Origin of the sequence: Sphingomonas sp. BK235, assembly GCF_004345855.1 — a bacterium.
Classification (GTDB): domain Bacteria; phylum Pseudomonadota; class Alphaproteobacteria; order Sphingomonadales; family Sphingomonadaceae; genus Sphingomonas.
In genome coordinates, this window is record NZ_SLXN01000007.1 from 192,770 (window position 1) to 217,248 (window position 24,479).

The 24,479-nt window shown below is 71.7% G+C and carries 24 protein-coding genes; 6 read left to right on the forward strand and 18 right to left on the reverse strand.

The annotated features are described in order from the left end of the window. Nucleotides 1–23 precede the first annotated feature (23 nt). Together EV292_RS17605 and EV292_RS17610 are read left to right on the forward strand one after the other, a co-directional pair. Nucleotides 24–932, forward strand: coding sequence for a class I fructose-bisphosphate aldolase (locus EV292_RS17605; protein WP_132910546.1), 909 nt, complete (start codon nucleotides 24–26; stop codon nucleotides 930–932). A 258-nt stretch (nucleotides 933–1,190) separates the two neighbouring features. Beyond that, a complete protein-coding gene (locus tag EV292_RS17610) occupies nucleotides 1,191–2,525 on the forward strand; it encodes an MFS transporter (protein WP_132910547.1) in 1,335 nt (444 codons plus the stop codon). Nucleotides 2,526–2,599: 74 nt separating this feature from the next. Here the strand turns inward: EV292_RS17610 and EV292_RS17615 are convergent, their stop codons facing one another. The 15 genes from EV292_RS17615 to rpmH all read right to left on the reverse strand — a co-directional run bounded on the left by EV292_RS17615 (nucleotide 2,600) and on the right by rpmH (nucleotide 13,350). Next, entirely contained in the window at nucleotides 2,600–3,034 is a 435-nt protein-coding gene (locus tag EV292_RS17615) for a DUF6628 family protein (protein ID WP_132910548.1), read from the reverse strand. A gap of 68 nt (nucleotides 3,035–3,102) precedes the next feature. Then, nucleotides 3,103–4,425: a bifunctional folylpolyglutamate synthase/dihydrofolate synthase gene (locus tag EV292_RS17620; protein WP_132910549.1), complete on the reverse strand. Its 1,323-nt coding sequence runs from the start codon at nucleotides 4,423–4,425 to the stop codon at nucleotides 3,103–3,105. Nucleotides 4,426–4,444: 19 nt separating this feature from the next. Further along, on the reverse strand, nucleotides 4,445–5,308 hold the full coding sequence (gene accD, locus EV292_RS17625) for an acetyl-CoA carboxylase, carboxyltransferase subunit beta (RefSeq protein ID WP_132910550.1): 864 nt from the start codon (nucleotides 5,306–5,308) through the stop codon (nucleotides 4,445–4,447). Next, nucleotides 5,305–6,114, reverse strand: coding sequence for a tryptophan synthase subunit alpha (trpA, locus tag EV292_RS17630; RefSeq protein ID WP_132910551.1), 810 nt, complete (start codon nucleotides 6,112–6,114; stop codon nucleotides 5,305–5,307). Before trpA ends, accD begins: the two co-directional genes overlap by 4 nt. Next, nucleotides 6,111–7,370, reverse strand: a complete 1,260-nt coding sequence (trpB, locus tag EV292_RS17635) for a tryptophan synthase subunit beta (RefSeq protein ID WP_132910552.1) — start codon at nucleotides 7,368–7,370, stop codon at nucleotides 6,111–6,113. The genes trpA and trpB overlap by 4 nt, the downstream gene beginning before the upstream one ends. Then, nucleotides 7,367–8,005 (reverse strand): phosphoribosylanthranilate isomerase, encoded by a 639-nt coding sequence (locus EV292_RS17640; RefSeq protein WP_132910553.1) that lies wholly within the window; start codon nucleotides 8,003–8,005, stop codon nucleotides 7,367–7,369. Before EV292_RS17640 ends, trpB begins: the two co-directional genes overlap by 4 nt. Before the next feature lie 295 nt (nucleotides 8,006–8,300). Continuing rightward, complete coding sequence (pyrF, locus tag EV292_RS17645) at nucleotides 8,301–8,975, reverse strand: orotidine-5'-phosphate decarboxylase (RefSeq protein ID WP_132910554.1); 675 nt, start codon at nucleotides 8,973–8,975, stop codon at nucleotides 8,301–8,303. Then, entirely contained in the window at nucleotides 8,975–9,331 is a 357-nt protein-coding gene (locus EV292_RS17650) for a lipopolysaccharide assembly protein LapA domain-containing protein (RefSeq protein ID WP_132910555.1), read from the reverse strand. The genes pyrF and EV292_RS17650 overlap by 1 nt, the downstream gene beginning before the upstream one ends. Before the next feature lie 76 nt (nucleotides 9,332–9,407). After that, on the reverse strand, nucleotides 9,408–9,641 hold the full coding sequence (locus EV292_RS17655; RefSeq protein ID WP_132910556.1) for a hypothetical protein: 234 nt from the start codon (nucleotides 9,639–9,641) through the stop codon (nucleotides 9,408–9,410). Between the two features lie 49 nt (nucleotides 9,642–9,690). Further along, on the reverse strand, nucleotides 9,691–10,173 hold the full coding sequence (gene greB / locus EV292_RS17660; protein WP_132910557.1) for a transcription elongation factor GreB: 483 nt from the start codon (nucleotides 10,171–10,173) through the stop codon (nucleotides 9,691–9,693). A 54-nt stretch (nucleotides 10,174–10,227) separates the two neighbouring features. Further along, entirely contained in the window at nucleotides 10,228–10,878 is a 651-nt protein-coding gene (gene yihA, locus EV292_RS17665; RefSeq protein WP_132910558.1) for a ribosome biogenesis GTP-binding protein YihA/YsxC, read from the reverse strand. Then, nucleotides 10,875–12,626 (reverse strand): membrane protein insertase YidC, encoded by a 1,752-nt coding sequence (gene yidC, locus EV292_RS17670; RefSeq protein WP_132910559.1) that lies wholly within the window; start codon nucleotides 12,624–12,626, stop codon nucleotides 10,875–10,877. Before yidC ends, yihA begins: the two co-directional genes overlap by 4 nt. A gap of 18 nt (nucleotides 12,627–12,644) precedes the next feature. Further along, a complete protein-coding gene (gene yidD / locus EV292_RS17675) occupies nucleotides 12,645–12,857 on the reverse strand; it encodes a membrane protein insertion efficiency factor YidD (protein ID WP_132910560.1) in 213 nt (70 codons plus the stop codon). Continuing rightward, nucleotides 12,854–13,171: a ribonuclease P protein component gene (gene rnpA / locus EV292_RS17680; RefSeq protein ID WP_132910561.1), complete on the reverse strand. Its 318-nt coding sequence runs from the start codon at nucleotides 13,169–13,171 to the stop codon at nucleotides 12,854–12,856. The genes yidD and rnpA overlap by 4 nt, the downstream gene beginning before the upstream one ends. Nucleotides 13,172–13,215: 44 nt before the next feature. Then, nucleotides 13,216–13,350, reverse strand: coding sequence for a 50S ribosomal protein L34 (rpmH, locus tag EV292_RS17685; protein ID WP_076743215.1), 135 nt, complete (start codon nucleotides 13,348–13,350; stop codon nucleotides 13,216–13,218). A gap of 189 nt (nucleotides 13,351–13,539) precedes the next feature. Here rpmH and EV292_RS17690 point away from each other — a divergent pair, with 189 nt between their 5' ends. Beyond that, nucleotides 13,540–15,048 (forward strand): YifB family Mg chelatase-like AAA ATPase, encoded by a 1,509-nt coding sequence (locus EV292_RS17690; RefSeq protein WP_132910628.1) that lies wholly within the window; start codon nucleotides 13,540–13,542, stop codon nucleotides 15,046–15,048. 16 nt (nucleotides 15,049–15,064) lie between these two features. On the opposite strand, the gene EV292_RS17695 is transcribed toward EV292_RS17690, so the two are convergent. Both EV292_RS17695 and EV292_RS17700 read right to left on the reverse strand, forming a co-directional pair. After that, nucleotides 15,065–15,556, reverse strand: a complete 492-nt coding sequence (locus EV292_RS17695) for an RES family NAD+ phosphorylase (protein WP_132910562.1) — start codon at nucleotides 15,554–15,556, stop codon at nucleotides 15,065–15,067. Between the two features lie 70 nt (nucleotides 15,557–15,626). Then, nucleotides 15,627–16,949: a dicarboxylate/amino acid:cation symporter gene (locus EV292_RS17700; RefSeq protein WP_132910563.1), complete on the reverse strand. Its 1,323-nt coding sequence runs from the start codon at nucleotides 16,947–16,949 to the stop codon at nucleotides 15,627–15,629. A gap of 74 nt (nucleotides 16,950–17,023) precedes the next feature. Here EV292_RS17700 and EV292_RS17705 point away from each other — a divergent pair, with 74 nt between their 5' ends. Then, a complete protein-coding gene (locus EV292_RS17705) occupies nucleotides 17,024–18,307 on the forward strand; it encodes a Xaa-Pro peptidase family protein (protein ID WP_132910564.1) in 1,284 nt (427 codons plus the stop codon). A 4-nt stretch (nucleotides 18,308–18,311) separates the two neighbouring features. On the opposite strand, the gene EV292_RS23180 is transcribed toward EV292_RS17705, so the two are convergent. Continuing rightward, the gene (locus tag EV292_RS23180) at nucleotides 18,312–19,055 is read right to left on the reverse strand and encodes a PEPxxWA-CTERM sorting domain-containing protein (RefSeq protein ID WP_243693838.1); all 744 of its coding nucleotides are present in this window, start codon (nucleotides 19,053–19,055) and stop codon (nucleotides 18,312–18,314) included. Between the two features lie 158 nt (nucleotides 19,056–19,213). Here EV292_RS23180 and alaS point away from each other — a divergent pair, with 158 nt between their 5' ends. Together alaS and EV292_RS17720 are read left to right on the forward strand one after the other, a co-directional pair. Continuing rightward, nucleotides 19,214–21,892 carry an alanine--tRNA ligase gene (gene alaS / locus EV292_RS17715; protein WP_132910565.1) on the forward strand — a complete coding sequence of 893 codons (2,679 nt, stop codon included), beginning with the start codon at nucleotides 19,214–19,216 and terminating at the stop codon, nucleotides 21,890–21,892. A 478-nt stretch (nucleotides 21,893–22,370) separates the two neighbouring features. Then, complete coding sequence (locus EV292_RS17720) at nucleotides 22,371–24,410, forward strand: S9 family peptidase (protein ID WP_132910566.1); 2,040 nt, start codon at nucleotides 22,371–22,373, stop codon at nucleotides 24,408–24,410. The last annotated feature ends 69 nt before the right edge of the window (nucleotides 24,411–24,479 follow it).

Here is a 24,479-nt window from a genome sequence, read left to right on the forward strand (position 1 = left end):
GTACAACTGGATAGGGACGAAATATGACTCCGATCGTGAAGTCCATCCTCGACAAGTATGAGGCCACCAGCCCGGCGATCAAAGCCAATCTCGCGCGTATCCTGATGCACGGCAAGCTGGGCGGCACGGGCAAGCTGATCATCCTGCCGGTCGACCAGGGCTTCGAGCACGGCCCGGCGCGCAGCTTCGCGGTCAACCCGCCGGCCTACGACCCGCACTACCACTACCAGCTCGCGGTCGACGCCGGGCTGTCGGCCTATGCCGCGCCGCTCGGCTCGCTCGAGGCCGGGGCGGATACGTTCGCGGGGCGCATCCCGACCATCCTCAAGCTCAACAGCTCGAACAGCTGGGCGACCCGCAACGCGCAGGCGCAGACCGGCAGCGTCGAGGACGCGCTGCGGCTCGGCTGCGCCGCGATCGGCTTCACCATCTATCCCGGCTCGGAGGACATCTTCGAGTCGATGGAGCAGATCCGCGGGCTGCGCGAGGAGGCCGCCGCGGCGGGCCTCGCCACCGTGATCTGGAGCTATCCGCGCGGCGGCAAGCTCAGCAAGGACGGCGAGCTGGCGCTCGACGTCGGCGCCTATGCCGCGCACATGGCGGCGCTGCTCGGCGCGCACATCATCAAGGTCAAGCTGCCGACCGCGCATATCGAGCAGCCCGAGGCGCAGAAGGCCTATGAGGGCACCGACTGGTCGAACCAGGCCGATCGCGTCCGCCACGTCGTGCAGTCGAGCTTCGCGGGGCGGCGCATCGTCGTGTTCTCGGGCGGCGCGGCCAAGGGGACCGACGCGGTCTATCAGGACGCGCGCGACATTCTGGCGGGCGGCGGCAACGGCTCGATCATCGGCCGCAACACCTTCCAGCGCGAGCGCGGCGAGGCGCTGGCGATGCTGGAGAAACTGGTCGCGATCTACCGCGGCGAGGGTTGAGGGCCGGCGGCGCTGCCCGTTGGCGCCGCCCACCCGTCGCGGCGAGGTCGGCCGACCGGCGCGGCCGCGGCGTCTCTCCTCCCGTGTCGCAGACGACGGATCGCGCCTCCCCGTGCGACCCGGCCAGCGCGATGACCGGCCGACCGCGTAGCGCCGTCGCGGCGCGGTGGCGCGGCTTCACGCCGGCGTCACGATCGTCTAGCGCGGCCCATCCGGCGCGTCTCGCCGCCGGAGAGGAAGACGGAGCGGATCGAGTTGATGGCGACACGCGCGGACGGCACGACCTGGCGGGACGGGATCAGGCCCTATGTCGAACGCGGCCCCGTCGCGGCGTTCGCGCTGGGTGTGTCCTCGGGCTTCCCCTACGCCATGATCGCCGCGACGCTGACGACACGGCTGGCGCAGGACGGGATCGACAAGAAGACCGTCACCGCGTTCAGCCTCGCCTTCCTCGCCTATAATCTCAAGTTCCTCTGGGCCTGGGTGGTCGACGGCGTGCGGCTGCCGGTGATCGGGCGGCTGGGCCAGCGCGTGTCGTGGCTGCTGTTCGCGGGCACGCTGGTGATCGCCGCGGTGGTGCATCTCGCCTTCGCCGACCCGCGGGCCAGCATCGCCGCGACCGCGGTCGCCGCGGTGCTCGTCGGCGTCGCGGGGGCGACCTATGACATCGTCATCGACGCCTATCGCATCGAGATCCTCGAGCCGCGCCAGCTCGGCGTCGGATCGGGGATGAGCCAATATGGCTGGCGCATCGGCTCGGCCGGGGCGGCGTCGCTCGCGCTGATCGTGGCGGCGCGCTACGGCTGGACCGCGGCCTATTGCGCCTGCGCGACGCTGGCGCTGCCCGCCATGCTCGCCGCGCTGGTGGTGGGCGAGCCGCGCCGCCACCGCGATCCGGTGCGCCGCCGCGGCATGGGCGAGGCGCTCGCGGCGACGTGGCAGCCGTTCACCGAATTCTTCCAGCGGCCCGGCGCGGTGGTGATCCTGCTGTTCATCCTGATCCACAAGATCGGCGACACGCTGGGGCAATTGGTGCTGCGGCTGCTGCTCGACTCACTCGGCTTCAGCAACGACGAGATCGCGCTGTACGACGTCGGGGTCGGCTTCTGGGCCTTCCTCGTCGGCATCTTCATCGGCGGCTGGCTCTACGCGCGGTTGGGCATGAAGCGCTCGGTGCTGCTCAGCCTCGTGCTGATGGCGGTGTCCAACGTCAGCTTCGCGCTGCTCGCCGCGACGGGGCACAGCAACCTGGGGCTGGCGGGCGCGATGATCTTCGAGAACGTCGCCTCCGGGATCGGCGGGGTCACCGTGGTCGCTTATTTCTCGGCGCTGTGCGACCTGCGCTTCACCGCCGCGCAATATGCGCTGATCTCGGCCGCCTCGAGCATCGTGGGGCGGATCGTCACCGGCACCACCGCGGGTGCGCTGGTGGAGCGGTTCGGCTATGTCGGCTTCTACTGGCTGACGGTCGCGGCCGCGCTGCCGGGCGTGCTGCTGTTCTTCTGGATGGGGCGTTCGGGGCTGATCGACCGCTCGGTCGGCAGCGCCGGCACCGAGGGACCGGGCGACGCGCGCGACGGGCGGATGGCATAGGGCCATCGCGCGGGACGAGGCGCGTCATCCCTTCTTCGACCACGCAGGTGGGAAGAAGGGCGGGCGCCCCAGCCTCACAGCGACACCGGCCGTCCCTCGTCGGCGAAGGCCATCGCCACCGCCGCAGCGCTGGCGAGCACGCCGTCGACGTGGCGCTGGCCGAGCAGGTCCTGCATCAGCAGGCGCGCGCTCTCCACGCGGGTCTCGACGCGCGCGAGCACCGAGAGCAGCACCTGCTCCGAGGGTGTCATGCGCGCGCAGCAGCACGGCGCGATCGCGATCGGCGCGGCGGCGTTGGCGGCCATGTCCGCCATCAGCGCGCGGATCAGCGTCAGCGGGCGGCGGAACGCCTCGCCGAAGGCGGTGAACAGCGCGTGCGCCGCGCGCGCGTCGGCCAGTCCATGCGCGCCCATCCGCCGCATCGCGAACAGGACGACGCGGGCGTTGCCGCACTCGGGCAAGGCATAGGGCAGGGCCTGGAGGGTGGCGGCGGCGGACAGCTCGGACATACGGGCGACTCCTCGTTCGTCCCGCAAGGTCGTTCACGCGCTATTGATAGTCAATCGCAAACTTGGATTTAGTCGGGCAGCTCGTCGTTCGCCTTCAACACCTCACCGGCGAGGTACAGCGAGCCGAGGATCAGCAGCGCGCCGGGCGCCGCCTGCGCCACTGCGTCGATCGCCGCGCCGAGCGAGCCCGCGGTCGCGGTGGCGGGCACGCCCAGCTCGCGCGCCAAGGCGGCGAGATCGGCCGGATCGTGGTGCGCATGGCCGGGCACGGGCAGCGCGACGAGCTGCCCGACGCGGTGCGCGATCGGCGCGAGCAGGCCGCGCGGGTCCTTGTTCGCCAGCATGCCGAGCACCAAGGCGAGCGAGCGCGCCTCGCCCGCGCCGGCGACCCGGTCGATCGCGGCACCGAGCGCGCGGCCGGCTGATTCATTGTGGCCGCCGTCGAGCCACACCGGGGTGGCGCCGAGCGGCGCCGTGAGCGGACCGTCACCGAGCCGCTGGAGCCGCGCCGGCCAACGTGCGCCGCGCGCCGCTTCGGCGAGCGCGGCGTCGCCGACCGCGAGCCGGTCCTGCGCGCGCAGCATCGCCGCGGCGAGCGCGAGATTGTGCGCCTGGTGCGCGCCCGGCAGCGCGGGGAGCGGAAGGGTGACGCTGCCGCGCCGGTCGCTGAACTCGACGCCGGCCTCGGTCACGCGGTGCTGCCACGCCGCGCCCTCGGCCAGCAGGGGCGCGCCGGCCGCCGCGGCGGCGCGCGCCACCGGCTCGGCCGCCTCGGGCGGGTACAGCATCGTCACCAGCGGCGCGCCCGGCTTGGCGATCCCCGCTTTCTCCGCCGCGATCTGCGCGAGCGTGTCGCCGAGGAAGGCCTGGTGGTCGATCCCCAGCGCGGCGACGCCGCAGACCAGCGGCGCGGGCAGCACGTTGGTGGCGTCGAGCCGGCCGCCGAGCCCGACCTCGATCACGCAGGCGTCCGCGGGCGCGCGCGCGAAGGCGAGGAAGGCGGCGGCGGTGGTCACCTCGAAGAAGCTCGCGCCGAGGTCGCCCGCGACGTCGAGCACCTCCGCCAGCAGCGGCGCGAGCGCGTCGTCGTCGATGAGACGGCCGGCGAGGCGGATGCGCTCGTTGAAGCGGACGAGGTGCGGGCTGGTATAAGCGTGGACGCGGTGCCCCGCCGCCTCCAGCGCGGCGCGCAGATAGGCGCAGGTCGAGCCCTTGCCGTTGGTGCCCGCGACGTGGAACACCGGCGGCAGATCGCGCTGCGGGTCGCCGAGCCGCGCGAGCAGCCGCGTGATCCGCTCCAGCCCGAGCACGTCGGCGCCGGGCGAGAGCGCCCACAGCCGGTCGAGCTGCGCCTGGACGCGCGGGTCGGCGGAGACGGCGTGGTCGGCCATCGGGCGGGGGCGCGTCGCCTCAGGCGGCGCGGCGCTCGCCGCAGAGATAGCCGATTACGGTGGCGAGGCGGTCGCGCAGCTCGCGGCGGTGGACCACCATGTCGATCAGGCCGTGCTCGAGATAATATTCGCTGGTCTGGAAGTCCTCGGGCAGCTTCTCGCGGATCGTGTTCTCGATCACGCGGCGGCCGGTGAAGGCGAGCGTCGCCTTGGGCTCGGCGATCTGGACGTCGCCCAGCATCGCATAGGCCGCCATCACGCCGCCCGAGGTCGGATCGGTCAGCACGACGATATAGGGCAGGCCGGCGTCGTGGAGCAGCTGGATCGCCACCGTGCTGCGCGGCATCTGCATCAGGCTGAGGATGCCCTCCTGCATGCGCGCGCCGCCGCTGGCGGTGAAGACGATGAAGGGCGCGCGGTCCTTGATCGCGGCCTCGACGCCCTGGACGAACGCCTCGCCGACCGCCTGGCCCATCGAGCCGCCCATGAAGGCGAAGTCCTGCACGCCGATCACGACTCGCTGGCCGTGGATCGTGCCGCGCGCGTTGACGAAGGCGTCCTGCTCGCCGGTGCTGGCGCGCGCCGCCTTGAGCCGGTCGGCATAGCGCTTCGAGTCGCGGAACTTGAGCGGGTCCTCGGCGGCGCGCGGCGGCGCCAGCACCTCGGTGCTGCCCTCGTCGAGCAGATAGGCGAAGCGCTGCTTCGGCCCGATGCGCTCGTGGTGGTCGCAGTTCGGGCAGACGAACTGGTTGTCCTCCAGCTCCTTGTTGAACACCATCGTGCCGCAGCCCTTGCACTTGTGCCAGAGGGTGTCGGCGCCCTGCGTCTTGGCGCCGGGCACGAAGCCACCGATCGCGTTGCGGACGTTGCTGAGCCAGCTCATGCGGTCATCTCTCTTGCCTCGGCGGTGGCCGCGAGGGCCGCCGCGAGCGATTGGACATAGGCGGTGACGGGCGCCGCCGCGGCCGCGCCGTGCTGCGCGACCAGCTCGACGATCGCCGAGCCGACCACCACGCCGTCGGCGACGCGCGCAATCGCGCCCGCCTGCTCAGGGGTGCGCACGCCGAAGCCGACCGCGACGGGCAGGTCGGTCGCCGCCTTGAGCCGCGCCACCGCCTCCTCGATCGACGCCTGCACCGCCTGCTGCTTGCCGGTGATGCCCGCGACGGAGACGTAGTAGAGGAAGCCGTCCGCGCCCGCGAGCACCTCGCCGACGCGCTCGCCCACGGTGGTGGGGGTGGCGAGGCGGATCATCGCCACGTCCGCGTCGCGCAGCGCCGGGCCGAGCGCCTCATCCTCCTCGGCGGGGATGTCGACGCAGATCACGCCGTCCACCCCCGCGTCGCGCGCCGCGGCGGCGAACCAGTCCGGGCCGCGCCGCAGCATCGGGTTGGCATAGCCCATCAGCACCAAAGGCACGTGCGGGTGGCGCGCGCGGAAGTCGGTCGCGATCCGCAGGATGTCGGCGGTGCGCGTGCCCGCGGCGAGCGAGCGGATGTTGGCCGCCTGGATCGCGGGACCGTCCGCCATCGGGTCGGTGAAGGGCATGCCGAGCTCGATCACGTCGGCGCCGCCAGCGACCAAAGCGTCGAGGATCGCCGGCGTCGCGGTCGCGTCAGGGTCGCCCGCGGTGACGAAGCACACCAGCGCGGCGCGGCCCTTGGCGAAGGCGTCGGACAGCCGCGTCACATGCTCACTCCCAGCGCCGCCGCCACGGTGAAGATGTCCTTGTCGCCGCGCCCGCAGAGGTTGGCGAGGATGATGCGGTTCGCCGGCATCTGCTTGGCGCGCTGTGCCACCGCGGCGATCGCGTGCGACGGCTCGAGCGCGGGGATGATCCCCTCGGTGCGGCAGAGCAGCTGGAAGGCGTCGAGCGCCTCGGTGTCGGTCACCGCGGTATACTCGACGCGGCCGATGTCCTTGAGCCAGGCATGCTCGGGGCCGATGCCGGGATAATCGAGCCCGGCCGAGATCGAGTGCGCCTCGGCGATCTGCCCGTCCTCGTCCTGGAGCAGATAGGTCTTGTTGCCGTGGAGCACGCCGGGGAAGCCGCCCGCGAGGCTGGCGGCGTGCTTGGCGTCGAGCCCCTCTCCGGCGGCCTCGACGCCGAGCATCGCGACGTCATCGTCGAGGAAGGGGTGGAACAGCCCGATCGCGTTCGACCCCCCGCCGATCGCGGCGACGAGCAGGTCGGGCAGGCGGCCGGTGCGATCGAGCAATTGCGCGCGCGCCTCACGCCCGATCACGCTCTGGAAGTCGCGCACCAGCTCGGGGTAGGGGTGCGGGCCGGCGGCGGTGCCGATGATGTAGAAGGTGTCGTGGACATTGGCGACCCAGTCGCGCAGCGCCTCGTTCATCGCGTCCTTGAGCGTGCGCGCCCCACTCTCCACCGCGCGCACCTCGGCGCCGAGCAGCTTCATGCGGAAGACGTTGGGCTGCTGCCGCTCGACGTCCTTGGCGCCCATGTAGATCACGCACGGCAGGCCGAAGCGCGCGCACACCGTGGCGGTGGCGACGCCGTGCTGGCCCGCGCCGGTCTCGGCGATGATCCGCGTCTTGCCCATGCGGATCGCGAGCAGGATCTGGCCGATGCAATTGTTGATCTTGTGCGCGCCGGTGTGGTTGAGCTCGTCGCGCTTGAACCAGACCTGCGCGCCCATGCCTTCGCCGGCGCTCTGGCGCAGCGTCTCGGTCAGCCGCTCGGCGTAGTAGAGCGGCGAGGGGCGGCCGACATAATGTTCGAGCAGGTCGTCGAACTGCGCCTTGAACGCGGGGTCCTGCCGCGCCGAGCGATAGGCGCGGTCGAGCTCGAGGATCAGTGGCATCAGCGTCTCGGCGACGTAGCGGCCACCGTAGTCGCCGAAATGGCCGCGCGTGTCGGGCTGCTGGCGCAGGCTGTTGGCGCGGGCCGCCGGGTCGAGATCGGGGATGAGCGTGTCGGTCATAGCTGGGCGACCCGTTGCAGGAAGGCGGCGATCTTGTCCACGTCCTTGACGCCGGGCGCGCGCTCGACGCCGGAGGAGACGTCCACCAGCCGCGCGCCGGTCAGCGCCGCGGCCTCGGCGACGTTGCCGGCGTCGAGCCCGCCCGACAGCGCCCAAGGGAGCGGGTGGCGTGCGCCGTCGAGCAGCCGCCAGTCGAAGCGCACGCCCATCCCGCCGGGCAAAGCGGCGTCGTCGGGGGTCTTGGCGTCGTAGAGCAGCCGGTCGGCGGCGCCGGCGAAGGTGGGCGCGGCGGCGAGGTCGGCGGCGGTCTTCACCGCCAGCGCGACCCAGGTTTCGACACCGGCGGTTCGGCGCAGCGCGGCGGCGCGCCCGGGAGTCACCTTGTGGAGCTGGATCGCGTCGAGCCGCGCCGCGGCGACCGCCTCGGCGACGAGCGAGTCGTCGGGGTCGACGAAGACGCCGACGCGCCGCGCGCGATCGCCGGTGCGCGCGGCGAGCGCGGCCGCCTGGTCGAAGGCGAGGTGACGCGGCGAGGGCGGAAAGAAGACGAAGCCGACATGGCTCGCGCCCCCGGCGAGCGCGGCGTCGAGCGTGTCGGGCGTGGAGAGGCCGCAGATCTTGGCGGTGACGGGCATGACGGACTCGAGCGGTGGAGGCGGCGACATAGGCGTGGCGGGGCGGGAATGCCACGCTTGGAGGGCGACGCGGAGAACGGCGTCATGTGGGGCGGGACCTTCGTGGCGGCAGCCCTACTTCTTCCCCGTCATCCCGGACTTGGTCCGGGATCCACCCTTCGGCGGGAGCAACGCCGTCAGAAAGTGCGGCACGGTGGATCCCGGAACAAGTCCGGGATGACGGCAGGAGTGGAGGAGGACAGCTTCTACGCCAACCTAGGTGCGGGTCGTGGCTGCGCGGTAGCCCCCAAGGGTCCTACAGCGTCGCGGCGATCGCGCGCGCGGCGGCGTCGGGGTCCTCGGCCTGGGTGATCGGGCGGCCGATCACCAGGATCGAGGCGCCGTCGTCGGCGGCCTGGCGCGGCGTCACCACGCGCTTCTGGTCGCCGACGACGCCGTCCGCCGGGCGTACGGCGGGCACCACGAAGAAGCCGTCCGACCATGCCGCCTTGGCCGCGCGCACCTCGGCGCCCGAGCAGACGATCCCGTCCAACCCGGCGGCGCGCGCCAGCTCGGCGAGGCGCAGCACATGGTCGTGCGCGCTGCCCGCCACGCCGGTGTCGGCGAGGTCGCGCTCGTCGAGGCTGGTCAGCATCGTCACCGCGACCACCCTGGTGTCGGGATGCGCTGCGGCCTTGGCGTCCTCCAGCATCGCGCGACCGCCGGCGGCGTGGACGGTCAGCACCGCGGGGGCGAGCGGCGCGAGCGACTGCACCGCCTTGGCCACGGTGTTGGGGATGTCGTGGAGCTTGAGGTCGAGGAAGACGGGCAACCCGATCTCCTCGATCGCGCGCACCCCCGCGGGGCCGTTGGCGCAGAAGAACTCGAGCCCCAGCTTGATCCCGCCGACATGGTGCCGGACCTTGGTGGCGAGCGCCTGCGCGCGCGTCAGATCGGGGGTGTCGAGCGCGACGAAGACCCGGCTGCTCATCACGCGACTCCCGGCGGCACGGCACCCGGCACCGCGGCGGGCGGTGGCGGGGCAAACGGCGCGACGGTGGCCGGCACGGCGGGATCGCCCGCGCGCGCGGCGGCGAGCGCGCGCTCGGTCTCCAGCGCGCGCTCCGCGGCGGTGAGCCGCTGGCGCAGCCGGAAGCGCATCAAATGCTGATAGACCAGCGTCGGCACGAAGCCGAGCAGGAAGGTGGTGAGCAGCAGCAGCGGGAGGTTCACCTCCGCCACCAGCCCGCCGAACAGCTGGATCGAGATGGTGGTCCAGTTGCCGAAGGTGAACACCGCGGCGAGGAACGCCATCAGGCACCAGAACAGGAGCTTCAGGAACTGCATCGGCGCACGCTAGGCGGCGCGCCAGCGTTTTACCAGTGCGTGCTGGCGCGCCGCGGCGGTGCGGATCGGGACGGCGTCAGCGTCGGTCGCTGCCATAGGCCTGGCCCGAATCGATGTCGTCCTGCTTGGTCGCGCGCTGTTCGGCGTCGGGGGCGTCGACCTGCGCCAGATCGGCGCGGCTGCCCAGGTCGCGTGCCAGCGCGCCGCCGGCGCTGCCGGGCACCGCCTCGCCCGCGGGGATCATGCCCTCGATCACCTGCTTGTCGTCATGCGCGCGCGCGCTCTGGGTACGCGGGTTCTCGTCGGCCATCGGCTCTCTCCTTCGCAGGCACCAACGGGCCGCGGCGGGGCGCCGTTCCTCATCCGGCCGGATAAGTGATCGCGACGATCTCATAGTCACGCTCGCCCGCGGGGAGGTGGACGCGGCGCAGGTCGCCCACCGCCGCGCCGCGCAGCGCGCGCGCGAGCGGGGCGTTCCAGCCGATCCGACCCGCGCCCGCGTCGGCCTCGTCGTCGCCCACCAGGGTCAGCGCGCGCTGATGATCGTCCTCGTCGGCGATGGTGACGCTCGCGCCGAACCACACGCGCGTGCGATCGGGCTGCGCCGCGGGATCGACCACCTTGGCCGCCTTCATCCGCTTGGACAGCCAGCCGAGTCGCCGGTCGATCTCGCGCAGCCGCTTGCGGCCGTAGATGTAATCGCCGTTCTCCGAGCGATCGCCGTTGCCCGCGGCCCAGGCGATCGTCTCCACCAGCGCGGGACGCTCGGTGGCGAACAGCGTGTCATATTCGGCGCGCAGCGCCGCGAAGCCGGCGGGGGTGATGTAATTGGGGCGGTCCATCGGCGCGGTGCTACGCGATGCGCGGGTCCGAGGAAATATTGCGCCGGGCGGCGGCTAGCCGATCGACTCGATCACCGCGGCGCGCAGCTCGGCCATGCCCATCCCGGTCTCGCTCGAGGTCTGCAGGATCTGCGGGTGCGCCGCGGGGCGCTGGCGCGCCTCCTCCTCGGTACGCGCCAGCACCGCGGCGAGGTCGGTCGCCTTCACCTTGTCCGCCTTGGTCAGCACCAGGCGATAGCTCACCGCCGCCTTGTCGAGCATCGCGAGCACCTCGCGGTCGACCTCCTTGATGCCGTGGCGGCTGTCAATCAGCACCAGCGCGCGCTTCAGCGCCTGCCGCCCGCGCAGATAGTCGTTCACCAGGAAGCGCCATTTCTTGACGACGTCCTTGGGCGCCTTGGCAAAGCCGTAGCCGGGCATGTCGACCAGCCGGAACATCGCCGGCTCGCCGACGTCGAAAAAATTGAGCTCCTGCGTCCGCCCCGGCGTCACCGAGGTGCGCGCCAGCGCCTTGCGGCCGACCAACGCGTTGAGCAGCGACGACTTGCCGACGTTCGAGCGCCCGGCGAACGCCACCTCGGGCATCTCCGCCGGCGGCAGATACTCGAGCGCGGGCGCCGACTTCAGGAACTCGACCGGCCCGGCGAAGCGCTTGCGCGCCGCCTCGATCAGCTCCTCGTCGAAGGTGGCGCCGTCCTCGCTCATTTCGCTGGCGCCTGCTTGAGCTGCGGGTGGCGGCTGTAGAGCCACTTCTGCTGAAGGATCGAGATGCAGTTGGTGGTGATCCAGTAGATCTGCAGCCCGACCGCGAACGGCGCCATCACGAACATCAGCACCCAGGGCAGGATCGCGAACACCTGCTTCTGCGCGTCGTCCATCGGCGCCGGGTTGAGCCGGAACTGAAAGAACATCGAGATGCCCAGCAGCACCGGCACCACGCCGATGGCGAGGAAGTGCGGCAAAGTGATCGGGATATAGCCGAACAGGTTGAGGATCGTCGCCGGATCGGGCGCGGAGAGGTCCTTGATCCACAGCGCGAACGGCTGGTGCCGCATCTCGATCGTCAGCAGCAGCGCCTTGTACAGCGCGTAGAAGATCGGGATCTGGATCAGCGTCGGCAGGCAGCCCGCCAGCGGGTTGACCTTCTCGGCCTTGTAGAGCGCCATGATCTCCTGCTGCTGGCGCGGCTTGTCGTCCTTGTAGCGCTCCTGGATCGCCTTCATCTTGGGCTGGAGCGCGCGCATCGCCGCCATGCTGGCGAACTGGCGCTGCGCGATCGGGAAAACGAGCAGCCGGATCGTCAGCGTCAGGATGATAATCGCGACGCCGAAATTGCCGATCAGGCGGAACAGCAGATCGAGATAATAGAAGATCGGCTTCTCGACGAGGCGGAACCAGCCCCAGTCGATCGCATAGTCCAGCTTCGTCACCGCGCCGCTGTCGGTGTACCGGTCGAGCAGCTTCACTTCCTTCGCGCCGGCGAACACCTGCGTCGCCTGCGTGATCCTCTGGCCCGGCCGAAGCAGCACAGGGGCGCTGGTGAAGTCGGCCTGGTAGGAACGGTTGGGACCTGCCCTGAAGCTACCGTCGAACGGGCGTCGGTCGTCCGGCACCAGCGCCGCAAGCCAGTATTTGTCGGTAAACCCAATCCAGCCGTCACGACCACTGATCCGGTTGGTACCGGCGACGGCGCTCGTCCCGAAGATTTTGGCGAAGAAGCTCGGCTCCTTGCCGTCGAGGTTCGCAAACGAGATATCGTAATTCGCGCGCGCACCGTCCGAGGCGATCGGCCCGGTGTGGATCGTCCAGCTGTCCGGGTCCTTCGACACGCCGATGCGGTTGACGAGGCCGTAAGCCGCCACCGGCACCGCGCCGCGGCCGGCGTTGGCGACGGTCTGCTTGACCGTGAACAGATAGTCGTTGTCGACCGCCAGCTCGATCGCGAAGCGCTGGCCCTGCGCGTTGCTGGCGGTGAGCGTCACCGGCTTGCCCGGGGTGAGCACGGGCGCGGAGGCGGTCCATAGCGCGTCGGCGGCGGGGGGGCGCAGCCCCTCGTCGCGCCAGCCGAAGGCGGCGAAATAGGCGTCCTGCGTGCCCGCCGGCGAGAACAGGCGGATCGGCGGCGAGTTCTCGGCGACCGTCTCGTTGTAGCGGGTCAGCACCAGATCATCGATCCGCGCGCCCTTGAGGTTGATCGAGCCCTTGAGCGCGGGCGTCTCGATGCGGACGCGCGGGCTCTCCGCCAGCACCTGCTGGCGGTCGCGCAGCGCGGCGGGCGAGTCGGCGGTCGGGTCGGCGTTCGGCTGCGGCAGCGCGCGCGACTTGCCCTGCTCGACCTTGGTCGCGGGCGGGTTCGCGGTCGGGAAGAAGCGGTTCTGCACCAGCGGCCATCCGAACAGGATGAGCGCGGCCACCACCGCGAACAGCACGAAGTTCTTGCTCTCGTCCTTCACAACCGTCCCAAGCTTTCCTTATGGCACCGGATCATGGCCGTGCCCGCCCCAGGGGTGACAGCGCGCGATCCGCCGCACCGCCAGCCACCCGCCCTTGACCGCGCCATAGCGGCCCAGCGCCTCGATTGCATAGGCGGAACATGATGGTTGGAAGCGGCACGAGGGCGGCAGCACCAGCGACGGCCCTAGCTGCCAGGCGCGCGCCACCCAGATCAGCGCGCGCGCGATCACCTGCGTGTCTTCGCCAGCGCGCGGGTGAGATCGGCGCCGAGCTGCGCCCAGTCGCGGTCCTTCGCGGCCAGCCGGCCGATCAGGACATGGTCGGCGCCCGTCGTGCCGTGCTGGGGCAGGACCTCGCGCGCCAGCGCGCGGAAGCGCCGCTTGATGCGGTTGCGCACCACGGCATTGCCCACCTTCTTGGTGACGGTGATGCCGAGCCGCATGGTGGAGTCGCCGTCGTCGCGCGCCCTCACCAGCAGCACGAAGCCGGGCATCGGCGCGCGACGCCCGGCATTGGCGGCCAGATAGTCCGACCGCTTCGTCATCCGGCCGACAGCCATTCGTGGCTCCGGGCCGGCCGAGCGCTCGATTACGCCGACAGCTTCTTGCGGCCGCGCGCGCGACGCGCCCGGATCACCGACCGGCCGCCGACCGTGGCCATCCGCGCGCGGAAGCCGTGACGGCGGGCGCGCACCAGATTGCTCGGCTGAAAGGTCCGCTTCATGAGTCATTTCCCGAATTCGAATGGCAAAGGGCCGCCACGCGGACGGCCCGAACGATCCGGGCCGCTAAGCGAACGATGCGCGAAAGTCAACGCGGGTGCGGCGAAGCGGCGGGATCGGCCATGGCGGGTCAGGTGGGGCGGGGCACCTGCGTTGACAAGCCGGGGGTACCGGCTGTCTCGCTGGCGGCCATGGTCGCGATCGTCTCCACCCTGGCCTATCTCGGGCTGGAGGCGCGCGCGGTCGAGGTGCAGGTACAGCTCATCCCGGGGCTGCCCGCGTTCAATCTCGTCGGGCTCGCCGACAAAGCGGTGGGCGAGAGCCGCGAGCGCGTCCGCGGCGCCGTGGCGGCGATGGGGCTGTCGCTGCCGCCCAAGCGGATCGCGGTGAACCTCTCGCCCGCCGATCTGCCCAAGGAAGGATCGCATTTCGACCTGCCGATCGCGCTGGCGCTGCTCGCCGCGATGGGGGTGGTCGATGCCGAGGCGCTGGCGGGTTATGTCGTGGTGGGCGAGCTCGGGCTCGATGGCCGGCTCGCGCCCTCGCCCGGGGTGCTGCTCGCCGCGCTCCACGCCGGCGCGGCCGGCAAAGGATTGATCTGCCCCGCTGCGCAGGGAAGCGAGGCGGCCTGGGCTGGGCAGATCGAGGTGGTGGCCGCGCCCGACCTCGTCGCCTTGCTCAACCATCTCAAGGGCCGCCAGCTGCTCGCCATGCCGCGGCCCGGCGCGGTGATCGAGCGTCGCGACGGCCCCGACCTGCGCCAGGTGCGCGGGCAGGAGACCGCCAAGCGCGCGCTCGAGATCGCGGCGGCGGGCGCGCACAACCTGCTCTTCGTCGGTCCGCCGGGCGCGGGCAAGTCACTGATGGCGGCGTGCTTGCCGGGCATCCTGCCGCCGCTCGATTCGGCCGAGGCGCTGGAAGTGTCGATGGTCCAGTCGGTCGCGGGGACGCTGGCGGGGGGTGCGCTGACGCGGGTGCGCCCGTTCCGCGCGCCGCATCATTCCGCCAGCATCGCCGCGCTGACCGGGGGCGGGCAGCGCGTCCGCCCCGGCGAGGTGAGTCTCGCGCACAATGGCGTGCTGTTCCTCGACGAGCTGCCCGAGTTCCAGCGCGCGGTGCTCGACTCGCTGCGCCAGCCGCTGGAGAGCGGCACCGTCAGCATCGCGCGTGCCAGCGCGCACGTGACCTATCCCGCGCGCGTTCAGCTGGTGGCCGCGATGAACCCGTGCCGCTGCGGCCACCTCGGCGACCCGACGCAGTCGTGCTCGCGCGCGCCGCGCTGTGCCGCCGATTATCAGGCGCGCGTGTCGGGGCCGCTGCTCGACCGGATCGACCTGCACGTCGAGGTCGGCGCGGTGACCGCGGCCGAGCTGGCGATGCCCCCCGCGGGCGAGGGTTCGGCCGAGGTGGCGGCGCGCGTCGCGGCGGCGCGCGACGTGCAACGCGCCCGCTACGCGGGGGCGGGGCTGCGCACCAACGCCGAGCTCGACGGCGACCTGCTCGACCGGTTCGCGACGCCGGACGAGGCCGGGCGCGGGCTGCTGGCCGAGGCGGCGGCGACGCTGCGCCTCTCCGCGCGCGGCTATACCCGCGTGCTGCGGACCAGCCGGACGATCGCGGATCTCGCGGGCGCCGGTCAGGTCGGCCGCGCGCATGTCGCCGAGGCGCTGAGCTATCGGCGCCGGGCGCCCTCCCGCTAGCGCCGCGCGCGCCGGCTCAGCGCACGCTGGGAAGCCCGGGGGCGTTCCAGCCGAACAGCACCAGATGCCAGAGCCCGGGCATCCGCCGTGACGGGTCGATCAGCCCCAGCGCGCCGCCGCGCTCGATCAGGTCGCGCACCAGCCAGGACGGCGCTGGCTCGCCGCGCGCCACGAACGGCTGCCACGGCGCGAAGGGATCGCCCGCGCCGCGCCGGACCTCGGCGAGCAAGAGCGGGTCGCGCAAGTCGACGATCGCGTCCGCCGCGACGTCGAAGGCGAGCACGACACGCTCGTTGCCGGGGAAGGGGTGCGCCGCGACCGCCGCCGTGGCGCCCGCACGCGACGCGCTCAGATACAGGGTCGGCTGGTTCCCGCGCGAGTAGCGGCCTGGACGAACCGAGCCGGCGAGCGCCGCGTCGCGATGCTCGGCCGCGACCGCGCGGTACAGCGTGCCGCGCACCGCGACGCGGCCCCCGGCTGAGATGATCTGGGGATCGGACGACGCCATGACCGATCATAGCGCGCCGCGGCCTCGTACCGGCGCGCGAGGCTGACCCGGATCGCGCGCTCGCGCCGGCTCACACGTCGCGGAAACGGTCCACCGGGCGCGCCGGTCCGTCGCCCGAGGGCGCGCGCGGCGGCTCGATCGCGACCGGCTCGGGCGGGTCGAAGCCGCCTTCCCATTTGGCGATCACCGCGCTCGCCACCGCGTTGCCGATCACGTTGGTCGCGGTGCGCCCCATGTCGAGGAAATGGTCGATGGCGAGGATCAGCAGCAGCCCCGCCTCGGGCAGGTTGAACATCGGCAGCGTCGCCGCGATCACCACCAGGCTCGCGCGCGGCACGCCTGCGATCCCCTTGCTGGTCACCATCAGCACCAGCAGCATCGTCACCATCTGCCCCAGCGACATGTCGATGCCGTACGCCTGGGCGATGAACAGCGACGCGAAGGTCATGTAGATCATCGAGCCGTCGAGGTTGAACGAATAGCCCAGCGGCAGCACGAAGCTGGCGATCCGCGGCGGCACGCCGAAGCGGTCGAGCGCCTCGAGCATCCGCGGATAGGCCGCCTCCGACGAGGCGGTGGAGAAGGCCACCAGCAGCGGCTCGCGCACGTGGCGGATCAGCGCGCCGACCCGCGCGCCCAGGAACAGGAAGCCGACACCGAGCAACGCCGCCCACAGCGTCAGCAGCGTGAGATAGAAGCTGCCCATGAAGAAGGCGAGCTGCCCGATCACGTCGGGACCGCGCTCGGTCAGCGTCCCCGCCACTGCGGCGAACACCGCCAGCGGCGCGACGCGCATCACATAGTCGGTGACCTGGAGCATCACGTGCACCAGCGCGTCGATCGCGCGCACCAGCGGCGCCGCCTTCTCGCCCACCGCGGTGATCGCGACCCCGACGAAGACCGACATCACGACGATCTGCAGGATCTCGTTCTTGGCCATCGCATCGACCATCGAGGACGGCACGATGTGCGTGAAGAAGTCCTTGAGGTTGAACGCCGCGGTCTCCAGCCCGCTGGTGCCCCCCGCCGCCGGCAGCGCCAGCCCGACGCCGACGCCCGGCTGGAGCAGGTTGACCATGATCAGCCCGAGCGTGAGCGACAACAGGCTGGCGGACAGGAACCAGGCGAGGCTGCGCGCGCCGATCCGGCCGAGCGCGCGCGTGTCGCCCATCTGCGCGATGCCCGATACCAGCGTGGCGAACACCAGCGGCGCGATGATCATCTTGATCAGCCGCAGGAAGAGGGTGGTGACGATCGAGAAATAGCCCGCCACCTCGGTGGCGCGCGCGGCCCCGGCGGGCGTGCCGTCGTCGAGCCACACGTTGAGCACGAGGCCCAGCACGAGGCCGAGCGCGAGCCCGACGAGGATGTAGAGGGTCAGCCGCTTGGCCATTCGTCGCTCCGGTTGATGCGCGCGCGAGGGAAGGGGATTGCGGGCATACGGTCAAGCGCCCTACGTCCCCGGAGATGACGACGCGACCCCTCTATCGTCCCGCGCGCCGCGAGCTGCTGGCCGGCGGCGCCGCGCTGCTGGCGCTCGGTGCGGCACGCGGCGACGCCGCCGCGGTGGTGCGCGCCGCCGCCCCCGACCTCGCCGAGCTGCGCGACCTCACCGCCGCGGCGCGCCCGATCGACGCCGCCGAGCGCGCCGCGCGGCTGGCGCGCGCGCAGGCGTTGATGCGCGCGAACAACATCGGCGCGGTGCTGATCGAGCCGGGGTCGAGCCTGATCTATTTCACCGGCGTGCGCTGGGGACGCAGCGAGCGGCTCACCGCCGCGATCCTCCCGGTCGAGGGCGAACCGTGCGTCGTCACGCCGTTCTTCGAGGAGCCCTCGGTGCGCCAGTCGCTCGCGGTGCCCGCGTCGGTGCGCGTGTGGCAGGAGGACGAGGATCCGCTCGCCGTGGTCGCCGGCTTCCTGCGCGACCGCGGGCTGGCCACGCGCCCGGTCGGGGTGGAGGAGAGCGTCCGCTATTTCGTCCAGGCCGGGCTGGCGCGCGCGCTGCCGGGGGTGCGGCTGGTCGGCGCCGACGCGGTCGTGCGCGGCTGCCGCATGATCAAGACCGCGGCCGAGATCGCGCTGATGCGCTGCGCCACCGACGTGACGGTGGCGGCCTATCGCTGGACGCACGCGCGCGTCGAGGCGGGGATGACCGGGCAGCAGATCGGCGCGCTGATGACCGCGGCGACCACGCGGCTGGGCGGCGAATCGGAGTTCGCGATGGCGCTGATCGGTCCCGCCGCCGCGCTGCCGCACGGTACCCGCGCGGTGAGCCGCGTCGCCGACGGGCAGGTGGTGCTGATGGACTGCGGCTGCACCGTCCAGGGCTATCAGTCGGACGTTTCGCGCACCTGGGTCCATGGCAGCGCCTCCGCCGAGCAACGCCGCGTGTGGGACCAGGTGAAGGCGGGGCAGGCACTCGCTTTCCGCACCGCGCGCGTCGGCGTCGCGGCGGGCGCGGTCGACGACGCGGTGCGCGCTTATTACGAGCGGCTCGGCTATGGTCCGGGCTATCGCCTGCCGGGGCTGTCGCATCGCACCGGACACGGCATCGGGATGGACGGGCACGAGCCGGTCAACCTCGTCCACGGCGAGACGACGCGGCTCGCGCCCGGCATGTGTTTCTCCGACGAGCCGGGCCTGTACCTGCTGGGCAAGTTCGGGGTGCGGCTGGAGGATTGCTTCCACGTCACCGCGGACGGGCCGCGCTGGTTCAGCGAGCCGCCCGAATCGATCGAGCGGCCCGTCTGACCGCTCAGGCGGTGGCCCGTGCCACCGCCGCGCCGCGCCGCCGCATCGCCGCGCCCGCGAGCGCGAAGCCCAGCACCATCATCGCCCAGGTGGCGGGCTCGGGCACCGCCGCGCCGACGGGTGTGTAATCATAGGTCAGCGTGTAATTGACCGCGCCGCAGCTATCGTCGGTCGCGGGAACCGGCGAGCCGCCGATCACCCCGCACGAGCGCGACAGATGGATCGCGCTGCCCCCCGCCGGGATCCCCGACAGCGTCGTGTCGCCGGCCGGCGAAGCGAGGAAGCCGCGATCGAAGCCGTTGAAGTAGATGGCGGAGCGATCGGTGAAGAAGCTCGGGTCGAGCGTCACCGAGGCGCTGCCGCTGCCCATCACCTCGAAGAAGCCGAAGTCGAAACCGCCGCCGCTCATCAGGTTGACGGGGCTGGTGCCGGTGCCGGTGAGCGCCACCAGCAGCGGCGCGGACAGGCCGAAGCCGGCCAGCTCCCACGTCCCGTTCACCGCCCAGTCGACGCTGGCGTCGGTCATCGACGGTGCCGCGCCGCTGGGCAGGCGCAGCTGCCAGGCGCGATATTTGGTGACGTTGACGTCGAGCGTCACCTTGTTGAGCGTGCCGAGCGACGTGTCGAAGCCGGCGATGCCCTTCATCACCAGCTCATTGTCCGTCGCGACGATCGTCGCCGCCGAGGCGGCGGCCGGCGTCAGCGCAGCACCCGCCGCCGCGGCGAGAAGCCACTTGCGTACCGTCATGTCGTGAGAACCCCCTGCTCCTATGCGGCCCCCTTACATGTTAACCTTACATTCACCTAGCGCCGTCGCATCGCTCCCGCGCGATCCTGTCGCGGCGTTGCGCGTTTGCAACGCCCCGGGCTAGGCAGCGCCGTCATCGGCGATTAAGTCACCCCGCCATGAGCTCGACCAGCACCACCTCGACCAACGACCTTCGTCGCTCGTTCCTCGATTATTTCGGCGGCAGCGGGCATCGCATCGTGCCCTCGGCGCCGCTGGTGCCGCAGAACGACCCGACGTTGATGTTCGTCAACGCGGGCATGGTGCCGTTCAAGAACGTCTTCACCGGGTTGGAAACGCGGCCGTACACTACCGCGACCAGCGCGCAGAAATGCGTCCGCGCCGGCGGCAAGCACAATGACCTCGACAATGTCGGCTATACCGCGCGCCACCACACCTTCTTCGAGATGCTCGGCAACTTCTCGTTCGGCGATTATTTCAAGGAGCAGGCGATCACGCACGCGTGGACGCTGCTGACCAAGGAATGGGGGCTGCCGGCCGACAAGCTGACCGCCACCGTCTTCCACACCGACGACCAGGCGTTCGACCTGTGGAAGAAGATCGCCGGCCTGCCCGATCACCGCATCATCCGCATCCCCACCAAGGACAATTTCTGGGCGATGGGATCGGACGGGCCGTGCGGGCCGTGCTCGGAGATCTTCTATGACCACGGCGAGCATATCCCCGGCGGCCCGCCGGGCTCGCCGGACGAGGACGGCGACCGTTTCGTCGAGATCTGGAACCTCGTCTTCATGCAGTTCGTGCAGGAGGCCGACGCGATCGTCGGCGACCTGCCGCGCCCGTCGATCGACACCGGCATGGGGCTGGAGCGCGTCGCCGCGGTGATGCAGGGCGTCCACGACAATTACGACACGGACACGTTCAAGGCGCTGATCGCCGCCTCGGGCGCGCTGACCCACACCGCCACCACCGGCGACAATCAGGCGAGCCACCGCGTCATCGCCGATCACCTGCGCTGCTCTGGCTTCCTCGTCGCCGACGGCGTGCTGCCCGCCAATGAGGGGCGCGGCTATGTGCTGCGCCGGATCATGCGGCGCGCGATGCGCCACGCGCACCTGCTCGGCGCCAAGGAGCCGCTGATGCACCGGCTGGTGCCCGCGCTCGTCGCCGAGATGGGCGCCGCTTACCCCGAGCTGGTGCGCGCGCAGCCGCTGATCGAGGCGACGCTGCAGCAGGAGGAGACGCGCTTCCGCCAGACGCTGGAGAAGGGCCTGCGCCTGCTCGACGACGCCACCGGCGGGATGAAGCCGGGCGACACGCTGGCGGGCGAGACCGCGTTCAAGCTCTACGACACGTTCGGCTTCCCCTACGACCTCACCGAGGACGCGCTGCGCGCGCAGGGCTATCGCGTCGACCGCGCCGGCTTCGACGCGGCGATGGCCGAGCAGAAGCGCGCGGCGCGTGCGGCGTGGAAGGGGTCGGGCGCCAAGGCCTCGGACGAATTGTGGTTCGACCTCGCCGACCAGTTCGGCGCGACCGAGTTCACCGGCTATGCCAGCGAGAGCGGCGAGGGCGTCGTGCTCGCGCTGGTGAAGGACGGCGTGCGGGTCGAGCGCGCCGCCGCGGGCGACGCGGTCGACGTGATCGTCAACCAGACGCCCTTCTACGGCGAGAGCGGCGGACAGGTCGGCGACGCGGGCACGCTCGCCACCGACGCGGGCGCCGCCGCGCGAGTCACCGACACGTCGAAGCAGCTCGGCAAGCTCTGGGTGCATCACGCCACGCTCGACGCGGGCGAGTTGGCAGTCGGCGACGCGGTGCGGCTGACGGTCGATCACGCGCGCCGCGGCGCGATCCGCGCCAATCACTCCGCCACTCACCTGTTGCACGAGGCGCTGCGCCAGCGGCTCGGCACCCATGTGGCGCAAAAGGGCTCGCTGGTCGCGCCCGAGCGGCTGCGCTTCGACGTCTCGCACCCCAGCGCGATGTCGCCCGCCGAGCTCGCCGAGGCGGAGGCGGCGGTCAACGCGCAGATTCGCGGCAATGGCGCGGTCGAGACGCGGCTGATGACCCCTGACGACGCGATCGCGATGGGCGCGATGGCGCTGTTCGGCGAGAAATATGGCGACGAGGTCCGCGTCGTGTCGATGGGCCGCGAGGCCGACGGCGCGACCTACTCGATCGAGCTGTGCGGCGGCACGCATGTCGGCGCGCTCGGCGACATCGGCCTGTTCAAGATCGTCGGCGAGAGCGCGGTGTCGAGCGGCGTGCGCCGTGTCGAGGCGCTGACCGGCGAGGCGGCGCGCGCGTATCTGAGCGCGCGCGACGAGACGCTGCGCGCGGTGGCGGCGTCGCTGCGCACCACGCCCGACGAGGTGCCCGCGCGCGTGACCGCGCTGCTCGACGAGCGGCGCCGGCTCGAGCGCGAGCTGGCCGAGGCGAAGAAGGCGCTGGCGCTCGGCGGCGGTGCCGGCGGCGCGCCGGCGGGGCCGGAGCAGATCGGCGATGTCGCCTTCGTCGGCCAGGTGCTCGACGGCTTCGACGCCAAGGGGCTGCGCGGCGCGGTCGACGAGGCCAAGCAGCGCATCGGCTCGGGCGTGGCGGCGGTGATCGCGGTCAACGACGGGCGCGCCTCAATCGCGGTCGGGGTGACCGAGGATCTGGCGGGGCGCTTCAACGCGGTCGAGCTGCTGCGCCGCGCCGTCGCCGCGCTGGGCGGGCAGGGCGGCGGCGGTCGCCCCGACATGGCGCAGGGCGGCGGACCGGACGGATCGCAGGCGGCCGAGGCCCTCGCGGCGATCCGCGCGGCGCTGGAAGGGGCGACCGCGGCGGCGTGACGGGGCGCCGGCGTTCCTGCGAACGAAGGAACCCAGGGTCGCGAGCGTGGCGTTCGCCGCATCCGGGCTCCTGCGTGCGCGGGAGCACGGCGCGCTGATGAGAGGACGTGCTCGTCACCTAGACCGCCACTGCGGCGGCGGCCGGGGTCCAGTTGGGACGGCCGAAGTGACGACACGCGACGTCACCCACCTGGACACTGGCGAACCCGGGACCTTCGCAAAACCCCCTCGTCATCCCGGACTTGTTCCGGGATCCACCGTGCCGCGAACTCACCACCAGTTGCTCTCGCGGTGGAGTGGATCCCGGAACAAGTCCGGGATGACGGAAGATAGGGAAACGCGACGCTCGCAAAGGTCTTGCGCTCGCGGGAGTAGCGGAGACCCGCCGGGGTAGCGGAGCAGCGGAGAGGGCGTCGCCGCCACCGCGCGCCACCGCGCGGATTGTCTCAGCCGTCACCTTCTGCTGTATCGTGGCGCCATGAACCGCACCTCCGTCGCGAGTCTGCTCGCGCTCGCCGCCGCCGCGCTCGCCACTCCCGCCGCCGCGCGTCAGCTCACCATCGAGGACGTCACGATGCTCAGCCGCGTCGGCGCGCCCGCCATGTCCGACGATGGCCGCTGGCTGGTGTGGGCGCAGCGCGAGACCGACCTCGACGCCGACCGCGGCCGCTACGATCTCTGGCGGCTCGATCTGACCCGCCCCGGCGCGACCCCCGAGAAGCTCGCCGCCGACCCCAAGCTCGACGAGAACGACCCGCAGATCGTCGGCACCACCGTCTATTTCAGCGCCGACGACGCGATCTGGTCGGTGCCCGTGACCGGCGGTACGCCGCGCCGGCTCACCGACTTCAAGGGCGGCTTCGGCGGCTTCAAGGTCGCGCCGACCGGTGACAAGCTTGTGGTCTGGGCCGACCGCAACCCCGGCGCGCCCACGCTCGAGCTGCCGATGGTGAAGAAGCGCGCCGACGCCGGCGCGGGCCGCACGTACGACCAGCTGTTCGTGCGCCACTGGGATAGCTGGGCGGACGGCACCCGCTCCCAGCTGTTCGTGCTGCCGCTCACCGCGCAGGGCGCGCGCGGCAACGGGCGCTCGGTGATGGGCGGGCTGGTCGGCGACACGCCGTCCAAGCCGTTTGGCGGCGGCGAGGAAGTGAGCTGGAGCCCGGACGGGCGCACGCTCTATTTCGCGCTGCGCGAGGCGGGGCGGATCGAGCCGCTGTCGACCAACCTCGACGTCTTCCAGGTGCCCGCCGACGCCAGCGCCGCGCCGACCAACCTCACCGCCGCCAACCGCGCCACCGACACCCAGCCGAGCGTCTCGCCCGACGGCCGCACGCTCGCTTATCTCGCGATGCGGCGGCCGGGCTACGAGGCCGACCGCTACGTCCTGACGCTGCGCGACCTCGCCACCGGGCGCTCGACCTCGCTGACCGAGCGCTGGGACCGCTCGGTCGGGTCGTTGCGCTGGGCGCCCGACTCGCGCTCGCTCTACGTCACCGCCGAGGACACGCAGGAGAACCCGTTGTGGCGCGTCGACGCGCGCAGCGGGCAGGTCACGCGGCTGACCGAGCAGGGCAATGTCGCCGCGGTGGCGGTCGGCGCGCGCGGCGCGGTGGTGGCGATGAACAGCCTCACCGCGCCCGACGATTTCTACCGCGTGGTGCCGGGGCGCGCGCCGCAGCGGCTCACCAGCGTCAACGCCGCCAGGCTCGCGGGCATCGACATGCCGGCGGTCGAGCGGTTCAGCTTCAAGGGCGCCAACGACGACACCGTCTGGGGCTATGCGGTGCGACCGGCGGGCAGCAGCGGCAAGCTGCCGATCGCCTATATGGTCCATGGCGGGCCGCAGGGATCGAGCAACAACAGCTGGTCGTATCGCTGGAACCCGGCGGTGTTCGCCGGGGCGGGCTATGCGCTGGTGGCGGTCGATTTCCACGGCTCGACCGGCTACGGCCAGGCCTTCACCGACGCGATCCGCGACAATTGGGGCGGCTGGCCGCTCGAGGACCTGCAGAAGGGCCTCGCCGCCGCGACCGCCAGGTTCGACTGGATGGACGGCGGCAACGCCTGCGCGCTCGGCGCGAGCTACGGCGGCTATATGATGAACTGGATCGAGGGGCGCTGGCCCGATCGCTTCAAGTGCATCGTCCAGCACGACGGTGTCTTCGACGCGCGCGCCATGGCGTACGAGACCGAGGAGCTGTGGTTCGACGAGTGGGAACATGGCGGCAAGGCCTATTTCGAGGACCCGCAAGCGTTCGAGAAGTGGAACCCGGTCAATTACGTCGATCGCTGGAAGACGCCGCAGCTGGTGATCACCGGCGAGAAGGACTTCCGCATTCCCTATACGCAGGGGCTGGCGGCGTTCACTGCGCTGCAACGGCGTGAGATCCCGTCGCGGCTGCTCGTGTTCCCGGCGGAGAACCATTGGGTGCTCAAGCCCAAGGACTCGCGCCAATGGTATAGCGAGGTGATCGGCTGGATGAATCGCTGGACCGGCAAGGCGAGCGCAGGCTGAGCCCCGCAGCGCCGCCGGGGCGCGTGTGAGCGGACCGGCGCGGGTCGGCGCGGGCGTGGCCGCGGCGGT

Coding starts and splice junctions, on each gene's coding strand:
- EV292_RS17605 (WP_132910546.1), top strand. CDS start 24: ATGACTCCGATCGTGAAGTCCATCCTCGACAAGTATGAGGCCACCAGC.
- EV292_RS17610 (WP_132910547.1), top strand. CDS start 1,191: ATGGCGACACGCGCGGACGGCACGACCTGGCGGGACGGGATCAGGCCC.
- EV292_RS17615 (WP_132910548.1), bottom strand. CDS start 3,034: ATGTCCGAGCTGTCCGCCGCCGCCACCCTCCAGGCCCTGCCCTATGCC.
- EV292_RS17620 (WP_132910549.1), bottom strand. CDS start 4,425: ATGGCCGACCACGCCGTCTCCGCCGACCCGCGCGTCCAGGCGCAGCTC.
- accD (WP_132910550.1), bottom strand. CDS start 5,308: ATGAGCTGGCTCAGCAACGTCCGCAACGCGATCGGTGGCTTCGTGCCC.
- trpB (WP_132910552.1), bottom strand. CDS start 7,370: ATGACCGACACGCTCATCCCCGATCTCGACCCGGCGGCCCGCGCCAAC.
- EV292_RS17640 (WP_132910553.1), bottom strand. CDS start 8,005: ATGCCCGTCACCGCCAAGATCTGCGGCCTCTCCACGCCCGACACGCTC.
- pyrF (WP_132910554.1), bottom strand. CDS start 8,975: ATGAGCAGCCGGGTCTTCGTCGCGCTCGACACCCCCGATCTGACGCGC.
- EV292_RS17650 (WP_132910555.1), bottom strand. CDS start 9,331: ATGCAGTTCCTGAAGCTCCTGTTCTGGTGCCTGATGGCGTTCCTCGCC.
- EV292_RS17655 (WP_132910556.1), bottom strand. CDS start 9,641: ATGGCCGACGAGAACCCGCGTACCCAGAGCGCGCGCGCGCATGACGAC.
- greB (WP_132910557.1), bottom strand. CDS start 10,173: ATGGACCGCCCCAATTACATCACCCCCGCCGGCTTCGCGGCGCTGCGC.
- yihA (WP_132910558.1), bottom strand. CDS start 10,878: ATGAGCGAGGACGGCGCCACCTTCGACGAGGAGCTGATCGAGGCGGCG.
- rnpA (WP_132910561.1), bottom strand. CDS start 13,171: ATGACGAAGCGGTCGGACTATCTGGCCGCCAATGCCGGGCGTCGCGCG.
- rpmH (WP_076743215.1), bottom strand. CDS start 13,350: ATGAAGCGGACCTTTCAGCCGAGCAATCTGGTGCGCGCCCGCCGTCAC.
- EV292_RS17690 (WP_132910628.1), top strand. CDS start 13,540: ATGGTCGCGATCGTCTCCACCCTGGCCTATCTCGGGCTGGAGGCGCGC.
- EV292_RS17695 (WP_132910562.1), bottom strand. CDS start 15,556: ATGGCGTCGTCCGATCCCCAGATCATCTCAGCCGGGGGCCGCGTCGCG.
- EV292_RS17700 (WP_132910563.1), bottom strand. CDS start 16,949: ATGGCCAAGCGGCTGACCCTCTACATCCTCGTCGGGCTCGCGCTCGGC.
- EV292_RS17705 (WP_132910564.1), top strand. CDS start 17,024: ATGACGACGCGACCCCTCTATCGTCCCGCGCGCCGCGAGCTGCTGGCC.
- EV292_RS23180 (WP_243693838.1), bottom strand. CDS start 19,055: ATGACGGTACGCAAGTGGCTTCTCGCCGCGGCGGCGGGTGCTGCGCTG.
- alaS (WP_132910565.1), top strand. CDS start 19,214: ATGAGCTCGACCAGCACCACCTCGACCAACGACCTTCGTCGCTCGTTC.
- EV292_RS17720 (WP_132910566.1), top strand. CDS start 22,371: ATGAACCGCACCTCCGTCGCGAGTCTGCTCGCGCTCGCCGCCGCCGCG.